Source organism: uncultured Ruegeria sp. (assembly GCF_947504215.1).
GTDB lineage: Bacteria > Pseudomonadota > Alphaproteobacteria > Rhodobacterales > Rhodobacteraceae > Ruegeria.
In genome coordinates this window covers 56090-80981 of the sequence record NZ_CANNGO010000004.1, presented here as the reverse complement: position 1 = coordinate 80981, position 24892 = coordinate 56090, and the positions used below count along the sequence as shown (strand labels likewise).

General features: G+C 57.0%; 22 protein-coding genes. 10 read left to right on the top strand and 12 right to left on the bottom strand.

What is annotated here, in order from left to right; translation table 11 throughout:
- Positions 1 to 40: 40 nt before the first annotated feature.
- The gene (locus tag Q1B21_RS09330; protein WP_299888722.1) at positions 41 to 2056 is read left to right on the top strand and encodes a M3 family metallopeptidase; all 2016 of its coding nucleotides are present in this window, start codon (positions 41 to 43) and stop codon (positions 2054 to 2056) included.
- Positions 2057 to 2069: 13 nt separating this feature from the next.
- Here the strand turns inward: Q1B21_RS09330 and Q1B21_RS09325 are convergent, their stop codons facing one another.
- The 6 genes from Q1B21_RS09325 to Q1B21_RS09300 all read right to left on the bottom strand — a co-directional run bounded on the left by Q1B21_RS09325 (position 2070) and on the right by Q1B21_RS09300 (position 8639).
- Complete coding sequence (locus Q1B21_RS09325; RefSeq protein WP_299888719.1) at positions 2070 to 3002, bottom strand: glyoxylate/hydroxypyruvate reductase A; 933 nt, start codon at positions 3000 to 3002, stop codon at positions 2070 to 2072.
- Positions 3003 to 3017: 15 nt separating this feature from the next.
- A complete protein-coding gene (gene rodA, locus Q1B21_RS09320; RefSeq protein WP_298935265.1) occupies positions 3018 to 4157 on the bottom strand; it encodes a rod shape-determining protein RodA in 1140 nt (379 codons plus the stop codon).
- The gene (gene mrdA, locus Q1B21_RS09315; RefSeq protein ID WP_298935264.1) at positions 4154 to 6103 is read right to left on the bottom strand and encodes a penicillin-binding protein 2; all 1950 of its coding nucleotides are present in this window, start codon (positions 6101 to 6103) and stop codon (positions 4154 to 4156) included. Before mrdA ends, rodA begins: the two co-directional genes overlap by 4 nt.
- The gene (locus Q1B21_RS09310; RefSeq protein WP_299888715.1) at positions 6100 to 6636 is read right to left on the bottom strand and encodes a rod shape-determining protein MreD; all 537 of its coding nucleotides are present in this window, start codon (positions 6634 to 6636) and stop codon (positions 6100 to 6102) included. The genes mrdA and Q1B21_RS09310 overlap by 4 nt, the downstream gene beginning before the upstream one ends.
- On the bottom strand, positions 6629 to 7531 hold the full coding sequence (mreC, locus tag Q1B21_RS09305; RefSeq protein WP_299888712.1) for a rod shape-determining protein MreC: 903 nt from the start codon (positions 7529 to 7531) through the stop codon (positions 6629 to 6631). Before mreC ends, Q1B21_RS09310 begins: the two co-directional genes overlap by 8 nt.
- 61 nt (positions 7532 to 7592) lie before the next feature.
- The gene (locus Q1B21_RS09300; RefSeq protein WP_005978801.1) at positions 7593 to 8639 is read right to left on the bottom strand and encodes a rod shape-determining protein; all 1047 of its coding nucleotides are present in this window, start codon (positions 8637 to 8639) and stop codon (positions 7593 to 7595) included.
- 157 nt (positions 8640 to 8796) lie between these two features.
- On the opposite strand from Q1B21_RS09300, the gene Q1B21_RS09295 reads away from it, so the two are divergent.
- Positions 8797 to 9582, top strand: coding sequence for a 23S rRNA (adenine(2030)-N(6))-methyltransferase RlmJ (locus tag Q1B21_RS09295; protein ID WP_299888709.1), 786 nt, complete (start codon positions 8797 to 8799; stop codon positions 9580 to 9582).
- Between the two features lie 168 nt (positions 9583 to 9750).
- Here Q1B21_RS09295 and Q1B21_RS09290 read toward each other — a convergent pair whose 3' ends face one another.
- Positions 9751 to 11319 (bottom strand): 2-isopropylmalate synthase, encoded by a 1569-nt coding sequence (locus tag Q1B21_RS09290; RefSeq protein WP_299888706.1) that lies wholly within the window; start codon positions 11317 to 11319, stop codon positions 9751 to 9753.
- A 287-nt stretch (positions 11320 to 11606) separates the two neighbouring features.
- Here Q1B21_RS09290 and Q1B21_RS09285 point away from each other — a divergent pair, with 287 nt between their 5' ends.
- Positions 11607 to 12272, top strand: coding sequence for an SDR family NAD(P)-dependent oxidoreductase (locus Q1B21_RS09285; RefSeq protein ID WP_299888704.1), 666 nt, complete (start codon positions 11607 to 11609; stop codon positions 12270 to 12272).
- A gap of 4 nt (positions 12273 to 12276) precedes the next feature.
- On the opposite strand, the gene Q1B21_RS09280 is transcribed toward Q1B21_RS09285, so the two are convergent.
- Positions 12277 to 13755, bottom strand: a complete 1479-nt coding sequence (locus tag Q1B21_RS09280; protein ID WP_299888701.1) for a 2-isopropylmalate synthase — start codon at positions 13753 to 13755, stop codon at positions 12277 to 12279.
- A 155-nt stretch (positions 13756 to 13910) separates the two neighbouring features.
- Between Q1B21_RS09280 and Q1B21_RS09275 the strand changes: the two genes are divergently transcribed.
- Positions 13911 to 15569, top strand: coding sequence for an NAD+ synthase (locus Q1B21_RS09275; protein ID WP_299888698.1), 1659 nt, complete (start codon positions 13911 to 13913; stop codon positions 15567 to 15569).
- 323 nt (positions 15570 to 15892) lie between these two features.
- Complete coding sequence (locus tag Q1B21_RS09270; RefSeq protein WP_298935255.1) at positions 15893 to 16117, top strand: hypothetical protein; 225 nt, start codon at positions 15893 to 15895, stop codon at positions 16115 to 16117.
- A gap of 195 nt (positions 16118 to 16312) precedes the next feature.
- On the opposite strand, the gene Q1B21_RS09265 is transcribed toward Q1B21_RS09270, so the two are convergent.
- A complete protein-coding gene (locus Q1B21_RS09265) occupies positions 16313 to 17245 on the bottom strand; it encodes an MBL fold metallo-hydrolase (protein ID WP_299888695.1) in 933 nt (310 codons plus the stop codon).
- Between the two features lie 141 nt (positions 17246 to 17386).
- Here Q1B21_RS09265 and Q1B21_RS09260 point away from each other — a divergent pair, with 141 nt between their 5' ends.
- Positions 17387 to 17797 carry a DUF1801 domain-containing protein gene (locus Q1B21_RS09260; protein ID WP_299888692.1) on the top strand — a complete coding sequence of 137 codons (411 nt, stop codon included), beginning with the start codon at positions 17387 to 17389 and terminating at the stop codon, positions 17795 to 17797.
- A gap of 60 nt (positions 17798 to 17857) precedes the next feature.
- Complete coding sequence (gene gltX / locus Q1B21_RS09255; protein WP_299888690.1) at positions 17858 to 19183, top strand: glutamate--tRNA ligase; 1326 nt, start codon at positions 17858 to 17860, stop codon at positions 19181 to 19183.
- A gap of 61 nt (positions 19184 to 19244) precedes the next feature.
- On the opposite strand, the gene Q1B21_RS09250 is transcribed toward gltX, so the two are convergent.
- On the bottom strand, positions 19245 to 19814 hold the full coding sequence (locus tag Q1B21_RS09250; RefSeq protein ID WP_299888687.1) for a gamma-glutamylcyclotransferase family protein: 570 nt from the start codon (positions 19812 to 19814) through the stop codon (positions 19245 to 19247).
- A gap of 93 nt (positions 19815 to 19907) precedes the next feature.
- Here Q1B21_RS09250 and Q1B21_RS09245 point away from each other — a divergent pair, with 93 nt between their 5' ends.
- Positions 19908 to 20354, top strand: a complete 447-nt coding sequence (locus tag Q1B21_RS09245) for an Rrf2 family transcriptional regulator (RefSeq protein ID WP_299888684.1) — start codon at positions 19908 to 19910, stop codon at positions 20352 to 20354.
- Positions 20355 to 20356: 2 nt separating this feature from the next.
- Here Q1B21_RS09245 and Q1B21_RS09240 read toward each other — a convergent pair whose 3' ends face one another.
- Together Q1B21_RS09240 and Q1B21_RS09235 are read right to left on the bottom strand one after the other, a co-directional pair.
- Entirely contained in the window at positions 20357 to 22885 is a 2529-nt protein-coding gene (locus Q1B21_RS09240) for an FtsX-like permease family protein (protein ID WP_299888681.1), read from the bottom strand.
- Positions 22882 to 23577, bottom strand: coding sequence for an ABC transporter ATP-binding protein (locus Q1B21_RS09235; protein WP_299888678.1), 696 nt, complete (start codon positions 23575 to 23577; stop codon positions 22882 to 22884). Before Q1B21_RS09235 ends, Q1B21_RS09240 begins: the two co-directional genes overlap by 4 nt.
- 65 nt (positions 23578 to 23642) lie before the next feature.
- Between Q1B21_RS09235 and Q1B21_RS09230 the strand changes: the two genes are divergently transcribed.
- Positions 23643 to 24269, top strand: a complete 627-nt coding sequence (locus Q1B21_RS09230; protein ID WP_299888675.1) for an arylesterase — start codon at positions 23643 to 23645, stop codon at positions 24267 to 24269.
- Positions 24270 to 24272: 3 nt separating this feature from the next.
- The gene (locus tag Q1B21_RS09225; RefSeq protein ID WP_299888672.1) at positions 24273 to 24887 is read left to right on the top strand and encodes an SOS response-associated peptidase; all 615 of its coding nucleotides are present in this window, start codon (positions 24273 to 24275) and stop codon (positions 24885 to 24887) included.
- Positions 24888 to 24892 lie beyond the last annotated feature (5 nt).

The window sequence follows — 24892 nt, the reverse complement described above, 5'->3', positions numbered from 1 at the left end:
GGATCAAGCCTGCATAGCTATAGGGTCAAAGGAGATCCGAATGACCAACCCGATCCTGTCCGACTGGACCACGCCCTTCGAAATTGCCCCATTTGCCGACATTTCGGATGATGATTTCGCCCCTGCACTGGATCAGGCGATGCAGGCGCATAACGCGCAGATCGATACGATTGCTGAGAACCCGCAGCCGCCCACCTTCGCCAATACCGTCGAAGCGCTTGAGGCCGCCGGCGAGCAATTGGACAAGGTTCTGTCGGTCTTTTTCACCATCGCCGGTGCAGACAGCAACGCGAAGCGCGAAGAATTGCAGCGCGCGTTTTCACCGAAACTGTCGGCGCATTTTTCAGGCATTTCTTCGAACAAAGCGCTGTTTCAGCGGGTTGCGGATTTGTGGGACCAGCGGGATGAATTAGAGTTGAGCGATGAGCAGACCCGCGTCCTGATGTTGACCCACCGGGGATTTGTCCGCGCGGGTGCCGCATTGCAAGGAGATGACGATGCCAGGATGCAAGATATAAAGTCGCGCCTTGCGTCGCTGGGTACGTCCTTCACGCAAAACCTGTTGGCGGATGAGCGTGATTGGTACATGGATTTGTCCGAAGATGATCTGCAGGGCTTACCGGATTTCGTCACCGACGCGGCACGGTCTGCGGGTCAGGAAAAAGGGGCGGACGGGGCAATCGTTACGCTTTCTCGGTCGTTGATTGTGCCTTTCCTGCAATTTTCACCACGTCGTGACCTGCGGGAAAAGGCCTATCGCGCCTGGGCTGCGCGCGGTGCAAATGGTGGAGAGACAGACAACCGCGCCATTGCTGCGGAAATCCTGGCATTGCGTCAGGAACGGGCGAAGCTGTTGGGGTACGAGAGTTTTGCCGAATACAAGCTTGAAACTGAAATGGCCCGCTCGCCTGATCGGGTCCATGATCTGTTGATGCAGGTGTGGGGGCCTGCCAAATCCCGTGCAGATGCGGATGCAGCTCTTTTGACACAGATGATGCAGGATGACGGCATCAATGGCCCGCTCGAAGCATGGGACTGGCGATACTATGCAGAGAAACGCCGGAAGGCCGAGCACGATTTGGATGAAGCGGTTTTGAAACCCTACCTGCAACTCGATCGGATGATCGACGCCTCGTTTGCCTGCGCTAACCGCTTGTTTGGTTTGGAGTTCGCACCGCTGGATGTGCCACTCTACCACTCGGATTGCCGCGCGTGGGAGGTGACGCGGAACGGGCGTCATGTTGCGGTGTTCATTGGGGATTACTTTGCGCGTAGCTCAAAGCGGTCTGGTGCTTGGTGCAGTGCGATGCGGGCACAAGCGAAGTTTCCAAAGGAACAGGGCCCCGTCGTCATCAACGTCTGCAACTTCGCCAAGGGCGACCCTGCGCTGCTGTCTTATGATGATGCGCGCACGCTGTTTCACGAATTCGGCCACGCCTTACACCAGATGCTGTCCAACGTGACCTATGAAAGCATCTCGGGCACAAGTGTTGCGCGCGATTTTGTTGAACTGCCCAGCCAGCTTTACGAGCACTGGCTTGAAGTGCCTGAAGTTCTGGCCGAATTCGCAACCCATGCGGAAACCGGCGAGCCGATGCCGCAAGAGATGCTGGATAAGGTTCTGAAAGCCGCGAATTTCGATCAAGGATTCCAGACTGTGGAATACGTTGCTTCGGCCTTGGTTGATCTGGCGTTTCACGAGGGCGACGCGCCACCGGACCCAATGGCGAAGCAAACTGAGGTTCTTGCTGAAATCGGGATGCCGCAGGCGATCGGTATGCGCCATGCGACGCCGCATTTCGCCCATGTCTTTGCAGGTGATGGCTATAGTTCAGGGTACTATAGCTATATGTGGTCCGAAGTTATGGATGCGGATGCTTTCGCGGCGTTTGAAGAGGCCGGAGGCGCCTTTGATCCGGAACGTGCCAAGGCGCTTGAGGACAACATTCTCTCGACGGGCGGATCGCGTGAGGCAGAAGACCTGTATCTCGCATTCCGTGGCCGGTTGCCCGGCGTAGAGGCACTGCTCAAAGGGCGCGGGCTGATCGCGGCGTAAGCAAACCAGGCCGTCAGTATCCCAACTGGCGGTCCACCAGATGCAGAAACGGCTCGCCTGATTCACCCCTGCGAATGTTCTCGCAAATCACCTGTGCGGCGGTGAAAGGACGCGTTTCCGACGCGATATGAGGCGTGACGGTCACGTTGGGATGTGCCCAATACGGGTGCTCGGGCGGTAACGGTTCTACCCGGAACACATCCAGCGTCACATGGCCAATCTGACCCGAGTTCAAAGCCATGAGCAGGGCGTCATCATCGATAAGCGGGCCGCGCCCCGGGTTGATGATCTGTGCGCCCTCGGGAAGTAAAGCCAAGGTTTCAGCATTCATCGTGTTTTCCGTCGCTGGTGTGTCAGGTAGCAAAAGCACGACAATTTCGGCTTGAGACAGTGCGTATTTCAGCCCGTCTGCTCCATGCAGGCATGTCACGCCGGGAATGTCCTTGGGGGTTCGGCTCCACCCGATGACCTGAAAGTTCAAGGCGGCCAGGGATTGGACGGCAGCCTGGCCCAATGCACCCAAACCCAGCACGCAAACACAGCGTTCGGTGGCCAAAGGTGGCGCGTCCGGGGTCCAGGTACCATCCTGAACGGTGATGTGACTGTCCATCCCAAGGTGGTAGCGTAGAACATGGCCAACGACCCACTCGGTCATGCCCTGGGTCAACCCGTGATCCACCATGCGCGCCAAAGGAACGGTCAGCGTTTCATTACCAGCAATGGCCTCGACTCCCGCCCAAAGGCTGAGTACCGCCTTGAGGCGCGTCAGCGGTGTGAAATCCTGTAGACCGCCGTTCGGGGCATAGACAACATAATCCACCTGATCCGGCTCAAACTCGGTCGACAGTTCAAAGTCCAGTCCGGCATCATTCAGACCTTTGGTCAACAGCGGTTCGTACACGGGCCAAAGGGCTGGGCGCGCGGAAAACAGAACGTTCACGGGCATTGAGGGCCTTTCAGATCAACGAGGGCGGTGAATATGGGCGCTTTGCACAATGCCGAAGGCCGCCATCAGAACCAGCATCGCCGACCCGCCATAGCTGACCATGGGCAGTGGGACGCCGACGACCGGGGCTAGCCCCATAACCATCGACATGTTGACGGCGAAGAACAGGAAGAAGTTTAGCGAAATGCCCAATGTCACCAGAGACGAGAACCGGTCCCGGGTCGACAAGGCCGTCACCAGACAGAAAACCAGGATCAGCGTGTAGAGCACCAACAGAGTAATCCCGCCGACAAATCCAAACTCTTCGGCTAGCGTTGTGAAGATGAAGTCGGTGTGCTTTTCGGGCAAGAAGTTGAGGCGCGATTGCGTGCCTTGCATGAACCCACGCCCGTTCCAGCCACCTGATCCCAAAGCGATTTTAGATTGCGTAATGTGATAGCCCGCGCCCAATGGATCTGTGGACGGGTCCAGAAACGTGTCGATGCGCCGAAACTGGTAGTCTTTGAGCAATTGCCATTCGGTGCCCCGACTGTTGAACACGGTTGCAATCAAGCCGACGACGGCGGCAATGACAGCGGCGAAATAGGCCCAATGGACGCCGGCCAGGAACATCAGCCCTCCGCCTGCGGCCAACAACAGGATCGAAGTGCCAAGGTCTGGCTGACGCAAAACCATGAAGGTTGGGACCAGGATGAGGATAACTGGAATGATCACCCACAGCGGTCGCGATGTTTTGTAAGACGGCAGCCAGTCGTAATAGGCCGCCAGCAGCATGACCAGCGTGATTTTCATCACCTCGGACGGTTGTAGGCGCATGAATCCAAGGTCAATCCAGCGCTGAGCGCCCATCCCGACGGTCCCGAACAGCTCGACAAAAACCAGCAACGCGATCGCGCCGAGATAGGCCAATACAGACATGTTCCGCCAGAACCAGATCGGTACCAATGCGATGATGAACATCACCGCCAGTCCAAGACCAAACCGTTCCATTTGCGGTTCGGCCCATGGCAACCATGATCCGCCAGCTACTGAATACAGCATCAGGAACCCGGCGCAGGCCGCACTGATCAATAGCAGCGTCAGCGGCCAGTTCATGTACAGGAATTTGCGAAACCCGGATGGTGTGGACTTGACCGCATATTCAAGATAGCTCATGCGCGGTCCTTGTCGTCAGGTCGCGCTTTGGGGCGACGATCACCCTCCAACCGTTTTTGTTGTTCCTTGATGCGTTCTCGGTCACCTGCTGGATAGGCTTCGAGCGGAGGTGTTCCTTCGTAAAGCGCCTGCAACATGATATCCCGCGCAACAGGGGCGGCCGCTTTGGAGCCACCGCCGCCATGTTCAACAACCACAGCAACTGCGTATTTAGGGTTGTCATAGGGCGCGAAACTGACGAACAGTGCGTGGTCGCGACGTTCCCATGGCAAATCTTCGTTACGGATCACGCCTGCGGCGCGTTCGGCTTTCGTGATGTTGCGCACCTGGCTGGTGCCGGTTTTGCCCGCCATTCGGAATTCATCAGCGATGATGCGGCTGCGATAGGCCGTGCCCCGGCGGCTATTAGAAACCGAGAACATTGCCTTGCGCACCTGATCGAGGTTGAACCGGTTGATTTCCAGTGGCTCACCCGCGCCGGATGGTTGTTCAATCCCATCGACCGAACGCACCAAACGGGGCGATACTGCCCGTCCGGTTGCGATGCGAGCCGTCATGACAGCCAGTTGCAACGGTGAAGCTAACATGAAGCCCTGACCGATTGAGGCATTTGCGGTGTCGCCGACCAGCCAATCTTCACCGTGAACCCGCCGTTTCCATTCCTGATTTGGGGCCAAACCCGCTGCCACTGCGGACATGGGGATGTCATGTTTCACACCCAGACCAAGCTTGCGTGCCATTTCGGATATCTTGTCGATCCCAACGCGCAGAGCAACGTCATAGTAGTAGACATCGCAACTGCGTTTCAGCGAAAGTTCCAGATCGACCGTGCCGTGTCCGCCGCGTTTCCAACAGTGGAACCGTCGGCTACCGACTTTCAGATAACCGGGGCAATAGACCGTGTTGCTGGGACCAACCACACCTGCCTCAAGTGCGGCCAACGCGGTGACCATCTTGAAGGTCGATCCTGGCGGGTAGGTGCCCTGCACGGTTTTGTTGGCCAGCGGGCGGTACTTGTCTTGCGTCAGCGTCTGATAATCTGCGACCGAGATCCCCCGAACAAAAAGGTTCGGATCAAAGCTGGGGGCCGAACTGATGGCCCGGATATCACCTGTTTCGCAATCCAGAACAACAGCCGCTGCGCTTTCGCCAGCCAGCCTGGCCTGTGCGTATTCCTGAAGGTCGGCATCAATCGACAATTGGAGGTCAGCACCCGGTTGACCTTCTTGTCGGTCCAGTTCGCGCATCACGCGGCCCGTGGCGTTGACCTCCACCCGTTTTGCACCGGCTTTACCACGCAATGCGGTTTCCTGTTTGGCTTCCAGTCCGACCTTGCCAATTTGGAAACGGGGAATATGAAGCACCGGCTCGGGGTCGTTGATCTGGCTCAGATCATAATCGCTGACTGGGCCGACGTACCCTACGATGTGGGCGAAATCTTCGTAGCTGGGGTATTGTCGCGTCAGGCCGACCTCGGGTGTGACACCCGGCAAGGCTGGTGTATTGACGGCGACCTTTGAGATATCTTCCCAGGTCACCTGATCAGCCAGAGTGACCGGCAGGAAGGGGGCTGATCGGCGCATCTCGGTCCGCGCACGGTCGATCTCATCGTCATTCAAAGGTATCAACTCAGATAGCTTTGCAATCACTTTATCCAAGTCGCCGGCATCTTCGCGCACGATAACGATGCGATAGGATGGCGTGTTTTGACCTATGACCTGCCCGTTCCGGTCATAAATCCGTCCGCGCGTTGGAGGGATCAGACGAATGTTGATACGGTTTTCTTCTGCCAGAAGACGATATTGGTCGGCCTGATCCACCTGCATGAACCGCATGCGCGCGGCCAACCCACCAATGAAAGCAGCTTGCAACCCGCCTAATATCAGCGCGCGACGCGGCAGACGCTTGTGGGCGAGGCCCTTGGGTTTGGTTTGACGGTTCTTCATGCCCGGGATCCTACCGTACTGGCATCGGCTGCGGAAACGCGCCGCACACCAAACATGCTTTGGCTGAGTAATACAATCGCTGGGTATGCAATAACCGTAAGCACCAATTGGATGGCGACAGGTCCCACAGCAGATTGTTCAACCGAGAAGAGAGACAGAGTAATCCGGTTCGCAAGGAATACCGCAGTGATTACCACACCAACCGATATCCATTCCCCGACGAAGCCCGCGTCCCGCATGCCGGGTGCTGCTGAACGCATATAAGACAGGCCAAGCACAACCAGCGCGGCCAATAAACCTGGTGGGCGCTGTAACAACAAATCCGCCAAAAGCATGACTGCCGCTACCAGAAGGGTCGGAACATAATCGGGGCGCCGCACTACCCAGGCAAAGGTGATCGCAATCAGAACATCGGGGAACGGCCAACGATCCGGCTGCGTATCTAGAGGTAGTAGGTGCAAAAACAGGATGAAAACCGCAAGTAGCACGTAAAGTGCGCGCATGCTCCAAAGATGTGAGACGGCTTTATCCATCGCCTGCCTCCTCTGGGGCGAGGGCTGCTTCGGGACGTTCCGGCCCGACTATGCCCCCGGGGTCACGGATTAAAGGCGCCGCATGGTATCGTAGCACGCGTAAAAACTCTAACCGTTCAAAATCAGCCGAAAGGCGCACGCGCAACCGTCCGCCGGGGTCGACAGAAATCTGACCAATTAGCAAACCTGCCGGAAAAACACCGCCATCGCCCGACGTGATCACACGGTCGCCGGGGCGGACAAGTTCGCGGTTCTCCAGAAACTCAACGGCCGGAGCAGGCGTGTTGTCCCCTGCTATCAGTGCCGTTTGTCCCGAAGGTTGAATAGTGGCGGGAATGGCGCTGGACGCATCCGTCACTAAAATGACCCGAGAGGTATCCGAACCGACTCCTGAAATGCGACCTACCAGCCCGATTCCGTCCATCGTGGCCCATCCATCTACGATCCCGTCCCGCTCACCTACATTGAGCACTACAGATTGCCGGAAGGGCGATCCGCTGTCTGCCATCACAACACCGGTGATATAGGTCAGGCGTGGATCCAGACGCACGTTGTTCAGATCCAGCAGTCTGGCATTCTCTTGCTCCAACTGCAGCGCGGCCTCTTTCCATGCGCGCATCAGGCGCAGCTCGCTGCGCAATTCCTGGTTCTGCTCGCTTAAACGCTGATAGCTTTGGAAGTCGCGTACCAGATTGACGGTGGCTGTGACCGGCACCATTGCCCATTCCATCGAAGGGACAACGGTATCCACCACTTGCGCGCGGAAGCGTTCGACACGCGGGCTGTCGATACGCCAAACGACAAAGATTCCCAGCAGGCACAGCACAACGATCCCCAGGAACAAGCGGCGCAAGGGGGTCGTGTAGTCATCGCGCTGTGATCGGTCTTTTGCCACACGACTCCTTCCCGTGTTGCTCGCGCCCGATATTCTACCCTCGTCTCAGAGGGTGCGCGCCTTAGCTTTCGTAGTCAATCGCGTGGCGCAGCTGTTTTTCGTATTCTAGTGCCTTACCGGTGCCCAAAGCCACACAATTCAGGCTTTCATCGGCAATCGAAACCGCCAGACCGGTCTGCTCGCGCAGAGCCAGATCCAAATCGCCCAGCAAGGCACCGCCGCCTGTTAGCATGACGCCACGGTCCACGATATCTGCGGCCAGATCGGGCGGCGTAGTCTCCAAGGCGGTCATCACGGCTTCGCAAATCTGCTGGACAGGTTCGGATAGCGCTTCTGCGACCTGAGCCTGGCTGATCTCGATTTCCTTCGGCACGCCGTTCAATAAGTCACGGCCACGAATGTGCATGGACTGACCGCGCCCATCGTCGGGCATGCGGGCGGTTCCGATGGTGGTTTTGATCCGTTCTGCGGTGGATTCACCCACCAGTAGGTTCTGCTGGCGACGCAGATACGAGATGATGGCCTCGTCCATCCGGTCGCCCCCAACGCGAACCGAGCGGGCGTACACGATATCGCCCAGCGACAGGACCGCAACTTCGGTTGTACCGCCACCGATATCGACGACCATGTTCCCGGTCGGATCTGTGATGGGCATGCCTGCGCCAATCGCAGCAGCGATGGGCTCAGCGATCAATCCCGCGCGGCGGGCACCAGCGGACAGAACCGACTGACGGATTGCGCGTTTTTCAACAGGCGTTGCGCCATGGGGGACGCAAACAATGATCTTGGGTTTCGAGAATGTAGACCGCTTGTGCACTTTGCGGATGAAGTGCTTGATCATTTCCTCGGCGGTGTCAAAGTCGGCAATGACCCCTTCACGCATCGGGCGGATGGCCTCGATCGAGCCAGGTGTGCGGCCCAGCATCAACTTGGCGTCTTCGCCTACGGCCAGAACTTTCTTCACACCATCCTTGACATGATATGCAACTACAGAAGGTTCAGAAAGGATCACACCGCGCCCTTTGACATATACCAGAGTGTTGGCCGTGCCGAGGTCGATTGCCATGTCCGCTGTAAACAGGCCGCCCAGATTGTCAAAGATCCCCATGTTTCCCCTGATCCTGTCTGTCAGATGTTTTCTACTGCCCGCGACTCGACGGTTCCGGGACGGATGACTTATAGGGTGCCAACTCGCCCGGTAAAAGGGCTGATTCTGCGGTAATCAGCACCTTTTCGCCTCATTGGTAGGGACTTTAGAAGGCAACATGCTCTCATATCAACACATTTACCACGCTGGAAATCTGGCCGATGTCCAAAAGCACACATTACTGGCATGGGCACTGTCCTACCTGACGCAAAAGGACAAACCGCTGAGCTATGTTGAAACACATGCCGGGCGCGGCCTGTATCGTTTGGATTCTGACGAGGCGCTGAAGACCGGCGAGGCTGCGGCGGGTATCGAAAGGGTTCAGCGCGAAGACTGGTTCGAAGCGAACCATCCGCTAGCCCGCGCCATCTCTACCACGCAGGCCCGATTTGGCGAGGCCTATTATCCAGGCTCTCCTGTGATCGCGGCCAATCTGCTGAGGCCGCAAGACAGTTTGCACGTTGCAGAGTTGCATCCGCAAGAGCATGCGGCCCTGGCGCGGGCTCTGACATCAGGAAATGCGAAGGTTTACAAACAAGACGGGTATGAACTCGCCCAGTCCCTGCTGCCACCTACGCCCCGTCGAGGGATGGTTTTAATTGACCCCAGCTATGAGATGAAGTCGGAGTATGCCCAATTGCCAGGCATCATCAGTAAGCTTCACCGTAAATGGAATGTTGGCGTAATTGCTCTGTGGTATCCGATTTTGACCGACAACCGGCATTTGCAAATGAGTGCTGAACTGAAAAAAATGCACTTGCCCAGAATTTTGCAGCACGAAGTAATGTTCTCAGCAGCGCGGCAGGGGCACGGTATGATCGGGTCCGGGATGTTTGTGGTCAATGCTCCGTTCGGGTTGGACGAAGAAGCGACCCGTTTGTCACAACTGTTTGAGAACCTCTGAACCAAACGCGGGTTTCCAAGGACCTCCCTCCTCGATCGCCCGCATCACACATGCCGTTAACCGAGTTAGGCCCGGCACCGCGCTATTGCGCGGTGCCGGGCCTAAAGCCGATAAGCGGTTCGGCGCAGCCGAACTACTGCGGGTGCGGGAGCGTTGCCCGCCGTTTTGTCAGGTCAGGTCTTTGTAGCTGATTTCGCGCGCGTCAGTGCCTGGGCCCGACTTCTCACGCCGCATGATGAGGCGGTTCAACGCATGTATATACGCTTTGGCCGAGGCCACAACGGTATCCGTGTCAGCAGATTGGCCGGTGGCGATCATGCCATCTTCTTCCAAACGCACCGAAACAGTCGCCTGCGCATCCGTTCCTTCGGTCACCGCATGCACTTGATAGAGCTGCAGATGAGCCTCGTTCGGATAGATTGCCTGAATGGCTTTGAAGGTCGCATCCACCGGGCCGTCGCCATGCTCGGTCGCGATGACATCCTTGCCGACCATCTCTAACTCGACGGTGGATTCAGCCTGTCCACCGGTGCCACAAGTGACTTTCATCGACACCAGCTGAAGGTAGTCATCAGCCTCGTCAAGGGTCATCAACGCGATCAGATCGTCGTCGAACACTTCTTTCTTGCGGTCGGCCAGATCCTTAAACCGGACAAAGATATCCTTGAGCTGGTTATCCCCAAGATCAAAGCCCAGCGTATTCAGCTTGTCGCGTAATGCGGCCCGACCCGAGTGCTTGCCCAAAGGCAGAGATGTGCCTGACAGGCCGATATCTTCAGGGCGCATGATCTCAAAATTCTCGCGGTTCTTAAGCATCCCGTCCTGATGAATGCCGCTTTCATGGGCAAAGGCGTTCTTGCCCACGATCGCTTTGTTGAACTGCACGTTGAAGCCCGACACGGTCGCCACGCGGCGCGAGATGTGCATGATCTTGGTGGTATCGATGCCGGTGTTCCACGGCATGATGTCGTTGCGGGTGCGCAGTGCCATTACCACCTCCTCCAACGCAGTGTTGCCGGCACGTTCGCCCAGACCGTTGATCGTGCATTCGATCTGGCGCGCGCCACCGGCCACTGCTGCCAGCGAGTTGGCAGTCGCCATGCCAAGGTCATTGTGGCAATGAGTGGCAAACACAACCTCATCAGCGCCAGGAACCGTTTCGATCAGGCGCTTGATCAAATCGGCCGACTCCATCGGGGCTGTATAGCCCACTGTGTCAGGAATATTGATCGTTGTGGCACCTGCTTTGATCGCGATCTCGATGACTCGGCACAGGTAATCCCACTCGGTTCGTGTCGCGTCCATTGGCGACCACTGCACGTTTTCGCACAGGTTGCGGGCGTGGCTGACCGTGTCGTGGATCTTCTGGGCCATTTCGTCCTGTGTCAGATTCGGAATGGCGCGGTGCAGCGGAGAGGTTCCGATGAACGTATGAATACGGTTCTTCTCGGCGTGTTTTACCGCGTCCCAGCAACGTTCGATATCGGCGAAGTTGGCGCGGGCAAGGCCGCAGATGCGGCTGTTCTTCGACCGCTCGGCAATCTCTGAAACGGCCTTGAAGTCACCTTCGGAGGCGATGGGAAACCCAGCTTCGATAATGTCGACGCCCATTTCATCCAGCAGCTCGGCAATCTCAAGCTTTTCGTCATGGGTCATCGTTGCGCCCGGGCTTTGCTCGCCGTCGCGCAAAGTGGTGTCAAAGATCAAGACGCGGTCTTGGTCGGTCACGTTTGTCATGGGGGTCACTTTCTATTCTGTCCTAATGCCTATGGCGCGCGGGCGTCCTCCTCTGAGCGGGCGCGCCGGATGGCACGCTCAGAGGCGGATTAGGATCAGTAGGCCACGCAGGTCGGCACCGCAAAACGCGGCGTCGGCAAAAGGGATATCTGCGCGGTTGATCATGGGGCAGAATGTATACAGAGCCCGCCGAGAATGAAAAGAACCAAATTACAACTGAACACTTTGGAAGTGCTTTCTTTTGCAATGGCATTGATTGGCCGGTGTTGACTGCTAATTGGGCTGGTATGAAATCTGCACTTATCATCGGCGCGTCCGGCGGCATTGGCACGGCCATTTGTCACCAGCTTGAGGCGCAAGGCACTGCGGTGACCCGCTTGTCGCGGTCTTGCGACGGGTTTGACCTGACAAATCCAGACACGGCGGTGAAGATGTTGGATCAGCTGACAGGACCTTTCGATTTGGTCCTGGTTGCGTCGGGAGCGCTGGAGATCAACGGCGCTGTGCCTGAGAAATCCATGCGGGCGGTTTCGGCGCAGGCAATGATGGATCAATTCGCACTGAACGCAGTTGGGCCTGCCTTGGTGCTCAGCCGGGCGCAGCGTTTGCTGCCACGCGATGAGCGCTCGGTCTTTGCAGTGCTTTCAGCCCGGGTCGGATCGATTGGCGACAATCAAATCGGGGGATGGGTCAGCTATCGGGCAGCCAAAGCTGCTGTGAACCAAATCGTCCACACCGCTGCTATTGAGCTGGCGCGGACACATCAGCAAGCTATCTGTGTGGCGTTGCATCCCGGGACTGTGAAAACGGTCTTTACGCAGAAATATCTTGGACGACATCCGGCGGTCGAAGCGGAAGACGCTGCGCGAAACCTTTTGGGCGTGATCGACACACTGACGCCTGCGGATACTGGCGGCTTCTTCGATTGGGCCGGGAAACGCGTTCCCTGGTGATGATCTAACCGTCAGAAGGGGTTGCCGCGTCACGATCGTCTTCTGACGCAGCTTCCGGCTCGGTTGCAGGGGTGTTGGGTTCTGCTGAAGATTGGGTCGGGAGGACTCCGTTTTCCCAAACGCCGGTTTCTTCTTGCCCATTGGCGTAACGCATCGTTCCGCTACCCTGTCGCTTGTTGTCGACAAAGTTGCCTTCGTACACGTCGCCGTTCGAATAGGTGGCTGTTCCGGCACCGGTTATTTTACCTTCGGACCAGTCGCCGGTATATTTGAAACCGTCAGGGGTAACAATTTCGCCCTGACCGTGTCTCTGACCGTTCAAGAAGTCCCCGGTATAGACTGTGCCGTCAGAATAGGTCGCCTTACCTTTGCCCTGACGCGTGCCTTCGATCCAATCCCCGTCATAGGTCGACCCATTCGCTCGGGTCATAATCCCCTTGCCGTGGCTTTGGGCATTTTTGAACTGGCCTTTGTAGATCACACCATTGGAATAGGTCGCTGTGCCTTGGCCTTCAATAACCCCGGCGATCCAGTCGCCATCATAGGTTGATCCATCGGGATAGGTTATACGACCGTTTCCTTCGGCCAGATCTGCCCTGAAATCACCGACATAGACAGACCCGTCAGGATAGCTGACCTCTCCCAGGCCTTCGATCTGGCCCTGGTTCCAGTCACCAGTGTAGATGAAGCCGTCCGTTCCGGTGAAGGTTCCTTTGCCGTGGCGCAGGTCGTCTTCGAAATCGCCTTCATACACATCCCCGTCGGAATAGGTTGTCTTGCCTTTGCCTTGCCTCCGGCCGTTGACCAATTCGCCTTCGTATACGTCACCATTTGGCTGGGTCAGGCGTCCGGTGCCGTTGATCCTGTCCTGCTGCCAGGCGCCGGTATACGCCATGCCATCAGGCATCGTCAGCGTACCCTGACCGACACGTTGCCCTGCCGCGACGTCGCCTTCGTAAACGCCGCCTTCGGGGTAAGTGATCTTGCCCTTGCCCTGTTTGATACCGTCGACCCAATCACCGTCATAGGCGTGACCATCGGAACTGGTCAGCACCCCCTGTCCATGATGGCGCGCATTTTGAAAGCCGCCTTCATACCGCATCCCGTTCGCATATTGGGCAACGCCAGAGCCATTGATGGCACCGTTGGCCCATTCGCCCTCATAAGTGCTGCCATCGGCATAGATGATCTTGCCTTGCCCTTCGGGCTGTCCCTTGGCGAACGTTCCTTCGTAGACCGAGCCATCCGGATAGCGCGTGACACCTTGCCCCTGAATTTCGCCCTCGACCCACTGGCCGGTGTATTCGAATCCGCTGGGCAGGCGATAGGTTCCGGTTCCGTGGCGCAGGCCATTCTGGAATGTACCTTCATAGACGCCGCCGACCTCGTCATCCTTAACGATGACTGTGCCGTCTTGAGCGACAGCAGTGGTCGCCGCCAAAGTCAAAATCCCAGCGGCAATCGAGTTGCGGATCAGTTTCATTTTTGTTCCTGCCTGCCCAGTCATCACTGTGTGCTTCCTTTTGCGCAAAACTAGGGTACCTCCGAGGGCAGAGCAACGGCTTTTGCCGCATTGGCCTTTCACTCGCGGTGCGATCTGCTAAATGGCAATAGGACTGACGAGGACAAGAGGGCAGGATGGCCGACCGTTTCCGCATCACTCTGGCGCAGCTCAACCCTGTTGTAGGGGATATTGAGGGCAACGCGGCCAAGGCATTCTTGGCATGGGAACAGGCGCGCGCGGCGGGTGCCGATCTTGTGGCGCTGCCCGAGATGTTCGTCACCGGGTACAACACCCAGGATCTGATTATGAAGCCGGTGTTTCACCGGGCGGCGATGGACGCGATTGAAGCGTTGGCCAAGCGCTGTGCCGATGGGCCGGCGATGGCGATTGGTGGGCCGTGGGTTGAAGATGACAGCCTGTACAATGCCTATCTGATCCTCAAGGGCGGGCGGATTGCCAGCAAGGTGTTGAAGCATCATCTGCCGAATGAAACTGTGTTCGACGAGGTGCGGCTCTATGATGCCGGTCCACTTGGTGGGCCATATTCTGTGGGGAATTCCCGAATTGGCAGCCCAATCTGCGAAGATGGTTGGCATCCAGATGTAGCAGAAACCTTGGAAGAGACCGGGGCCGAGTTTCTGTTGATTCCCAATGGTTCGCCCTATTTTCGGGACAAGTATGATGTGCGGCTAAATCATATGGTTGCGCGTGTGGTCGAGACGGGATTGCCGGTTATCTACCTGAATATGGTGGGTGGGCAGGACGATCAGGTCTTTGATGGGGCGACATTTGGGATAAACCCGGGTGGTGCGCTTGCCTTCCGGATGCCGGTCTTTGACGAAGCCATAACAGAAGTAGATCTTGAACGCAGTGAAGAGGGCTGGCGGATCGTGCCGTCCGATATTGTGCCGCAACCGGACGCGTGGGAGCAAGACTACCGCGCGATGGTGCAGTCGCTGCGGGACTACATGGGTAAGACCGGGTTCAAAAAGGCATTGCTGGGCCTTTCGGGTGGTGTCGATTCCGCCTTGGTCGCTGCAATTGCAGTGGATGCTATCGGGGCTGAAAACGTTCGCTGTGTGATGTTGCCATCCGAGTACACAAGCCAGGCGTCGCTGGACGATGCCGAGGCCGTCGCCAAGGCGCTGGGCGTGCAGTATGACTTTGTGCCGATCTCGAACAGTCGCGCAGCTGTGACCGAAACTCTGGCGCCTTTGTTCGCCGGCCATGACGCAGATATTACTGAGGAAAACATCCAGTCGCGCTTGCGCGGTTTGACGTTGATGGCGATCTCGAACAAGTTTGGCGAAATGTTGCTGACCACCGGGAATAAATCCGAGGTTGCGGTTGGGTATGCCACAATCTATGGCGATATGAATGGTGGCTACAATCCGATCAAGGACCTGTACAAGACCCGTGTGTTCGAAACCTGTCGCTGGCGCAACGCCCATCACCGTAACTGGATGAGGGGACCCGAGGGTGAGGTCATTCGTCCGTCGGTTATCGACAAGCCGCCAAGTGCGGAGCTGCGTGAAGACCAAAAAGACAGCGACAGCCTGCCGGACTATCCGGTTCTTGATGGAATTCTCGAAATCCTTGTTGATCAAGATGGCTCGATCGCCGATTGCGTTGCCGCAGGTTTTGACAAAACCGATGCCCGTCGCGTTGAACATCTGATCTACATCAGTGAGTACAAGCGGTTTCAGTCAGCACCCGGCACGCGACTGACCAGTCGCGCGTTTTGGTTGGACCGACGCTATCCGATCGTGAATCGCTGGCGTGATCGCAATTGAGGCACTTTTGTTTGTTTCGAATTTGAAGACAGTTCACCGATCAATCATCCAACTGTATCGATAAGTGCCTGAAATTATGCCGATAAACAGGGTCCGAGGACTCGTAAGGCTTGTTTTGCCGACACGTTTCTGCCACATTTGTGCTTGAAATTTGCCCAATGTAGGGCGGATGCGACGCATTCCTGTTGAGTTCTCAGGGTTCTGACAAACGGTTTTTGTTCGAGTGTGACGCATCCGGTGTTGGTTGTCTGAGTTAATGGTTTGGTGGTAAAATGTACGAGGAATATGATCAGTCTCTTCACTCGCCTTTGAGATGGCGGACGATGGAATCTCCGGCTCAAGAGCTGGATGAGGACAAGCTGGACGCGGACATCGCTGACCTTATTGGCGCGCAAATGTCCGACGAAGAGAAGTCTGAAACCCTGGTTCGTCCGGAATTTCCCTCTCTCATACCGCAGGAAGATGTAGCGGCGCACGACGCCGAGAAGGCAACCGGGTTGTCTGGGACGCTACGTCAGAAGTGGGCTGAGCTGTCTGGCGCTGCGTAAAAAGCGCTGACTGATACTGGTACCAGTCGCCGTATTGCGGCGATCAAAGAGTTTCAATCACCATAAGCATTGTTTGGTTCTGGCCGTTTGACCGAGGAGAAATATCCCTGCGCTTATTTGCGCAGGGATCCATTTGACTGAAATCCGACCGATCACGACTTTAGAACCGGGTCTGGCCTAGCGTTTCAGCGGGCATTAGCCCATCATCTGATAACTGACGGGCACGAAGCGGAACCCGTTGCCGCGGCTTTCTACATAACCAGCAGCTGGGAATGGCATGTGATAGCCGATCATTGGCACCTTGTCGGCTGCCAGCAGGCCTAGAACATTGCGCCGTGACCCTGTGGCTGCCGCTTTGTCCATATCAAAACGGACCTCCCACTCCGGATGGGCAAAAGACCAGACGTAGTGGTTGGCCAAATCCGCGGTCAGGATAAGGCGCTGACCGTTGCTTTCCAGATGATACACCATGTGACCCGGTGTGTGTCCAAACGCGGCCATTGCGGTGACACCAGAAACCACATCGCCGCCATCTTCGATGAACGTCATCTTTTCAGCCAGCGGAGTCACCTTTGCTGCAACCAGATCGCCTACACGGTTGCCTGCCTCCTGAGCGGCCCAGAAATCATATTCGGATGCTGCGGTGATGTAACGAGCGTTTGGGAAGGTCGGCGCGTCATCAGTGGTCATGCCGCCGATATGGTCGGGATGCATATGTGTCAGGACTACAATGTCGATCTGATCCGGGGTGACACCTGCATCCGCCAGCGCAGCTTGTATGCCACCCTGTCCAAGTCCGGTGTCGAACAAAACCATCTCGGCGCCGGTGTTGACCAGTGTCGGTGTAAAGAAGAACTGAGCCACGTCAGGCGAGATGAAATTGTCCGCCGACACTTTGGCAAAGTCTTCATCCGACGCGCCACCACCGAAAATCTCCTGGGCACCGTCGCGTGGGAGGCTACCATCCAAAAGTGTCGTGACGGTGAAATCGCCCATTTGGAAGGACTTTGCGATTGTTGAGTTTGCTTTGTTGTCGGATCCTGCGGCGAAAACAGGTGCCGCTGCTGATGCAAATGGTAAGGCTGCTGCGGCTCCCAACGCCGCTCGGCGTGTCAAATTTATAGTCATTTCTACTTCTCCCTGTCTGAGCACCATGGAAAGAATTAGGTCAGCGTAAGACCCTGACCACATTATACCCGCATTACATGGGCTGTCTGGATGAACATTACGTGTTAAATTTTGTTCATGGTACAATCTCCGAACAAGACAATGCCAACGGATCAAAGTGTCGACAGCTTTCTGTCGGCCGTTCAACCACAAGCCAAAGCCGAGGATGCGCAAGTACTGGATGCGCTGTTCCGCAAAACGACCGGGTTTGAGCCGGTCTTGTGGGGCCCGTCAATCGTTGGGTATGGCCGATATCACTATAGATACAAATCCGGGCGCGAGGGGGTGCATCTCGCCACTGGGTTCTCTCCGCGCAAGGCTGCGCATTCCATCTATATCATGCCGGGCTATGCCGACTTCAGTCATATCCTGTCGAGGTTGGGAAAGCACAAACACGGCAAGTCATGCCTGTATGTAAACAAACTGGCAGATATCGATCTTGACGTCCTGTCCGAGCTGATCCGGGCCGGGTTGGAGGATTTGGCGCAGAAGTGGTCGGTTGAGCCGACCTGACGGCTTCGGCTGGACAAAACCATGTCCATGTGACAAGAGCCGCGCCAACAGGAGACTCCGATGACCACCACCCGTTTTGCCCCGTCACCCACCGGTTACATCCATGTGGGCAACCTGCGCACCGCCCTGATGAATTACCTGATCGCCCGAAAGGCAGGTGGTACATTCATCCTGCGCATCGACGACACCGATCCAGAGCGGTCGAAAGAAGAATATGTCGATGCCATCAAGCAGGACATGGAATGGTTGGGCTTGCACTGGGATCGGGTCGAGCGTCAGTCGGAACGTCTGGACCGTTATGCAGAAGCCGCTGACAAGCTGCGCCAGATGGGTCGCTTCTACGAGGCGTTTGAGACGCCCACCGAACTGGACCTGAAGCGCAAGAAGCAGCTGAACATGGGTAAGCCGCCGGTTTATGATCGCGCCGCTCTGAACCTGTCGGATGCCCAAAAAGAGTCGCTGCGGGCCGAGCGGGGCAACGGCGTGTGGCGCTTCAAACTGGATCACGAACGGATTGAATGGAATGACGGCATTCTGGGCGACATCTCGATCGATGCCGCGTCGGTGTCCGATCCGGTTCTGATCCGCGGGGACGGTCAGGTTCTCTATACGATTGCTTCGGTGGTGGATGATACCGAAATGGGCGTGACGGATGTGGTGCGCGGCTCGGACCATGTGACCAACACCGCGACACAGATTCAGATCATCAAGGCACTTGGCGGACATTGCCCGCGCTTTGCCCACCACTCGCTGCTGACCGGTCCGCAGGGTGAGGCGTTGTCGAAACGGCTAGGCACGCTGGCTTTGCGTGACCTGCGCGAACAAGGTGTGCAGCCGATGGCTTTGTTGAGTCTGATGGCGCGTCTGGGCTCGTCCGATCCAGTCGAGCTGCGGTCCGATATGGCTGAATTGATCGACGGGTTCGACGTCGCACGATTTGGATCGGCACCAACCAAATTCGACGTTCAAGACCTTTTCCCGCTGACCGCAAAGCACCTGCAGTCGCTACCGTTGTCTGACGTCAAGGACGCAGTTGCCGGCGCTGGTGTTCCTGCGGATCTGGCCGAGCCGTTTTGGGCAATGGCACGCGAGAATATCACCACTCTGAGCGACCTCAAGGGCTGGTGGGAATTGTGCCGGGACGGTGCAGAACCTATGATCGCTGATGAGGACAGCGACTTTATCGCCGAAGCCATAGCGCTTTTGCCCGAAGGGCCTTTCGATGGTGACACCTGGGCTGTTTGGACCCAAGCGGTGAAAGAAGCGACTGGGCGCAAAGGCAAGGGCTTGTTCATGCCGCTGCGCAAAGCGTTGACCGGCATGGAACGAGGCCCAGAGATGGCGACTTTGTTACCGTTGCTGCAGGTGATCCGGGCGCGCGGGTAAGCTTAGATTAAACCGTAGAATTGAACATTAAGCCGGGCTGCAAAGCCCGGTCTTTTTCGGTTTATGCGGGTTGCACAATCTTTGCGGAAACGCGCTGTAGTCGGCTGTCTACAAAATCGGTTTCGACGCGTTTCAGCTGTTGATGGCGCGGGTAGCGTGGCTCGGCACGGTCGTTCAAGACCGGGGCTTCCCATCCGTCCGTCGTGGCAAAGAACCGGTCAGCGCCGTCCGAACCAAAAGCGCGCAAATATCCTTGTACGACGACGTCAATATAGCTCAGCAACAGCGGATGATGGTTTGGTGCATCGTTTTCACGATCTTTTGGTACCGCGTAGACAGCGATGTCAACATCGCGTGTCAGCGGGTGCGATATGGACTGCGTTGCCGGAACACGGTTATAAGCCCATTCGCGTTCATCCAAAGCCGCCCAGTCATCGTCCGGGACATGGGCAATCATGCCCTCGATCTCGGAAGCCGCATCCGGGATCGCGGTCAGGAAAGCCACTGGACGCATGTCAGTGTGGCGCCATACACGACGCCAACCCTTCAGTGTTGCAGGCCGGGGATCCGGAAAATCATGCGTGGCCAGGTTCACGAGGCTGCCATAGCCAAAGAAATAGGGGTCAGCCATTTGGGCGGTGTCCTTTTACAAGATTGATGTATGTCAAACCGCTTTTTGACCGAACATGCAATGTTGCTGCATCAAGAATGTAGGGAGGCCAATATGCGGATTACCAAACGGACGAATATAGCTGTACGTCTGCTGATGTATTGTGCAGCGCATCTGGACCGGCTGGTGACGAAAGCTGAGATTGCCGAAGCGTGCAACATCTCGGAAAATCATCTGGCACAGGTGATCAATCAATTGAGCCAACTGGACTATCTGAGCACGCAACGCGGTCGCAAAGGCGGAATGTCACTGGCGCGCCCAGCGGACGAGATCCGTATCGGTGCGGTTTTTCGGGACGTTGAAGGATCTTTGCCGATTGTCGAGTGCTTTGCCGATGCGGACAACTCCTGCCCATTGACCGAGGCTTGTCGTCTGCGCGTGGCGCTGCAGGATGCTGCAGAGGTGTTTTATGCTTCGTTAGATGATATCACGTTGGACGCGTTGGTGTGTAACAATGACCCCTTGCTGAGAATTCTGCAGCCCGTTGCTTGCGGACGCTGACATCAATCGCTGGCACGTAGGATGCGAGCGGGCCGCACGGAGAGGGGACGCAGCGCAAACGCAAGACCTGCGCCCAGAGTGACGATAATCCCCGCGAACACGATGCCCAAAGCCGATGACCAAATGATCGAGAAACTTGTGTCGAAAATGTAAGTGGCAACGGCCCAGCCACCTAGGATGCCAGTGAGTAAGGCGACGCAGCCGGCCGCAGCCCCTAGGAGGATGGCGCGCAGGGCAAAGCTAAACAGAATCCTGGGCCGGTCAGCACCAAGCGTTTTCAGAACAGCGGCTTCATATCTTCGCGCGGGCTCCCCTGCTGCTGCGGCTCCGATCAGAACCAGGAAACCTGTAAGCAATGAAACACCAGCTCCGTACGAGGTCGCAGCGGCCAGCCCGGCCAACAGACCGGACACGCGATCAATCGCATCCCGGACCCGAATGGCTGTGATGTTGGGGTATTGGTCCGCCAGGTCTCGCAATATTGCGGCTTCAGCCTGTTCCTCGGCATACACCGTCGCAATGAAGCTGTGGGGTGCGCCTGCCAGTGCGGACGGATTCATCGACATGATGAACCCCATACCTGCGGTCGAAAAATCAACCTCGCGGAACGAGGTCAATTCGGCTACGATATCGCGCCCCAGAATGTTGATTGTCAGTTCGTCCCCAAGCTTCAATCCCATTTCTTCACCTTCTTCAGCGGCAAAGCTGACTTGCGGCGTGCCGGAATAGTCTTCGGACCACCATTCGCCGGCGGTGATCCGTGCGTTCTCGGGTGGTTGAATGGAATAGGTGAGACCACGATCGCCCTCTACCACCCAGTGATCTCCGGCCACTTCTCGTGCAGGGCGTCCGTTGATCTGTGAAAGGATGCCGCGCAGCATTGGCGCACTTTCGATCCGGCTAACATCCGGGTCGTTTTCAAGGCGCTCGTTAAATCCTGGCATTTGATCCTTTTGGATGTCGACGAAGAAATACGAGGGCGCGACATCCGGGAGGTTTCCCGAAATGGCATTGCGTAAGGTGCCATCGATTTGCCCCACCGCAGCGAGAACTGATAGCCCGAGACCCAGCGACAGAACAACGGAACCTGCGCCTTCTCGCGGGTCGGAAATCGCGGACAACGCCCAGCGAAGGGCCGGCCGACCACGCGCCAAGGGCGCCCCGGTGCGCGCTATCCAGCGGATCGCGAACGCGGACAGAGACAGTAACAGCAGAGCGCCTACCAGACCGCCGCTGGTCCAAAGTGTGAGCCATGTGGACCCGCTAAACCAGGACGCAGAGGCGATCAGCAAGGCGAGACCCAGCGCAGTTGCCAGCACGTAGATCGCCCGCGGAACACGGTTGGCGGATGTCAAAGCATCGCGAAACAGCGTGGCGGCTCGCACTTCTTCGGTGCGGGCGAGGGGCCAGAGTGTGAACAAAAATGCCGTTAAGAACCCATACAAGGCAGCTTCGGCCAGGGGTTGCGGATAAAGTGAAAAGACGGCGGGAATGGGCAGGCGGCTTTCGATAACAGGCGCCATCAACATGGGTACCAACCCGCCCAGAGACACACCAATCACGATGCCGATCCCAGACAACAAACCGATCTGGATCATGTAGGTTTGGAAAATAGTTGCCCGGTCGGCCCCCAATGTGCGCAAAGTGGCGATTGTTTCGGTCTTCTGGGACAGATAGGCCCGGACAGCTGCAGAAACGCCGATGCCGCCAACGGCCAGCCCTGACAATCCGACCAACACCAGAAACGAACTGAGCCGCGCGACGAATTCGGAAATGCCCGGCGCACCGTTGCGCGCATCGGTCCATCGCATACCAGTGCCGTCAAAGGTCTGGTCAGCTTCGATTGAGAGATCCGCCAAGGCGATATCAGACGGCAGATCCAGTCGGTATTTTGTCGAAAACAAAGTGCCGGGCTCTAGCAGGCCCGAGGTACGCAGGTCTTCAGTGCGCACCAATGTTCTTGGACCCAATCCAAAGCCATCTGCTGCACCGTCCGGTTCCGTCTCTAACGAGGCCATGAGCACAAAATCCTGCGTGCCCAACGCGAAAAGGTCCCCGACCGAAAGGCCGAGGCGATCTATCAGTGCCGGATCCATGACTGCGCCCGGTAGCTTAGCGGAGCCATCCAATGCTGTTGCCAACGGGATGTCAGGCTTTAACAACACAGATCCCAGCAAAGGATAGGCATCATCTACGGATTTTACCTGTGTCAGCGCTCGCTCAGGTCCTGCATCGCGTGGTGCCACCGCCATGGAACGGAAATCGACAACCTCGGAAACCTCTTGTGCAGACTGGTCCATCCAGGCGCGTTCTTCGTCGTTGGCAAAACGGTAGGTGAATTCCAGCTGGGCATCGCCGCCGAGCAGTGCCGCCCCTTCTTGCGTCAGACCCGCCTGAATTGCGTGTCGAACCGAACCGACGGCCGCAATCGCAGCAACACCGAGGGCCAGACAGGCCAGAAAGATGCGAAAACCACGCAGGCCGCCTCGTAGCTCGCGTCGGGCTAGTCGCCCGGCCAGCCGCATGCTCATTCTGCTGCCTCTTGCTTGGCCTTCTCTTCGACTCTGCCGTCTCTCAATCGAACAACGCGGTCACATCTTTCGGCAAGCGTATGGCTATGTGTAACCAGCACCAAGGTGGCCCCATGTTTGTCGCGCAGCCCGAACAGGAGATCGACGATGGCAGCACCATTTGTTTCGTCTAGGTTTCCAGTGGGTTCATCGGCCAAAAGGATTTGTGGACGCGGGGCGGATGCCCGCGCCAATGCAACGCGCTGCTGCTCGCCACCCGAAAGTTGGGCGGGGTAGTGATCGCGCCGATGCGACAGTCCTACGGCTTCCAACTCGGCCTCGGCGCGGGCGAATGCATCGCTGTGGCCCGCCAGTTCCAGCGGGGTAGCCACATTTTCCAGAGCCGTCATCGTAGGGATCAGGTGGAAGTTTTGGAACACAACACCCATGGAGTCGCGCCGAAACCGGGCCAATGTATCTTCGTCCATGCCAGTCAGATCTTTACCCAAAGCAATCACGCTGCCGCCGGTGGCTTGTTCTAATCCGCCCATCAGCATCAGCAACGAGGATTTGCCGGAACCGGATGGTCCGACTAATCCAAGTGTTTCGCCCTGTACAACAGACAAGCTAACGTCATGCAGAATATTCACGCGACCGGCATTGCCTTCCAGCGACAATGCGGCATTTTGGAGTTCAAGAGCTGATGTTGCCATGGGTCTTTCCAAAGGGGAGCAATTATTTGGGATATGGAGCAGTTATAGAATTGCGCAAGGCTTTGATGTCCGGGCTGTTTATGTGCTGCGGTTTTATGGCCACAGCCGAGCCTGTTGTGATCGCCGCTTTAGGAGATTCCCTGACGCAAGGCTATGGGCTGATTGAGGAGGATGGATTTGTCCCTCAACTCGAACGTTGGCTGCAAGAGCAGGGCGCAGAGATCCGTGTGATCAACGCTGGCGTATCGGGCGACACGACGGCGGGGGGCGCGTCGCGTGTTGAATGGACACTGACACCCGATGTGGACGGGATGATCGTCGCGCTGGGTGGCAATGATCTGTTGCGGGGCATCGACCCAGAGGTGTCACGAGGCAATCTCGAAACCATTCTGAAGGTGGCGCAGGCTGAGGATGTTGGAGTTTTGCTGGTTGGGATGCAGGCGCCAGGAAACTACGGTGCCGAGTACAAGCAAAGTTTTGATGCCATGTATCCGGAGTTGGCGCAGGCATATCAAACCCAATACGCGAACAGCTTTTTTGACGGCTTGGCCGCGGACGGAGATCCGAGCGCGGTTGGTCAGTTCATGCAGGCGGACGGCATTCACCCCAATGCCAAAGGGGTCTCTCAGATTGTCGAAACGCTTGGGCCCTTCGTATTGGATCTTGCCAACGAGGTTGCCGAACAGGAGTGAGCAATGCCCGGGCGGTATTTTCTGACACGGCCAATGACCGAGATCGCGACGGTTCTGGGTGTTTCGAATACAGCCCCGGGCCAGTCAGCCCGTAGTAACATTCAGCCGGGGCAGGAAATGGTTGTGCTGACCACCCGCGGGTTGGTGTCCATGCGGTGGGGCATGATCCCGGTGGGGCGTGTCAATGCTCGCGGACGACCAGTCATGGAAACCATCATCAACGCGCGGTCAGAAACTGTATTTGACAAAGCCGCGTTCGAAGGGGTCGGTCGGGCAGTTGTCCCGGTGGATGGCTGGTATGAGTGGACCGGAGAAAAGCGCCGAAAAACGGCGTGGCGCATTGCTTCAAAGGATGGGGCACCGTTGTTTTTTGCCGCGATCACTGATCGGTGGCAGGCGCCCGGTGGCCTGCATGTTGACCAGTTCGCGGCGGTGACATGCGAACCAAATGCCGATTTAGAGCCGATCCACCACCGAATGGGCGTGTTACTGGATTTGGCAGGGGTGCAGCTATGGCTCACCGCGCCCGAAGAGCAAGCTAAGGAATTGGCGCAACCCTGGCCAAATGGATTGCTGCACATCGAGCAGGCAACAGATGTGGATTGGACCGCACCCTGACGATG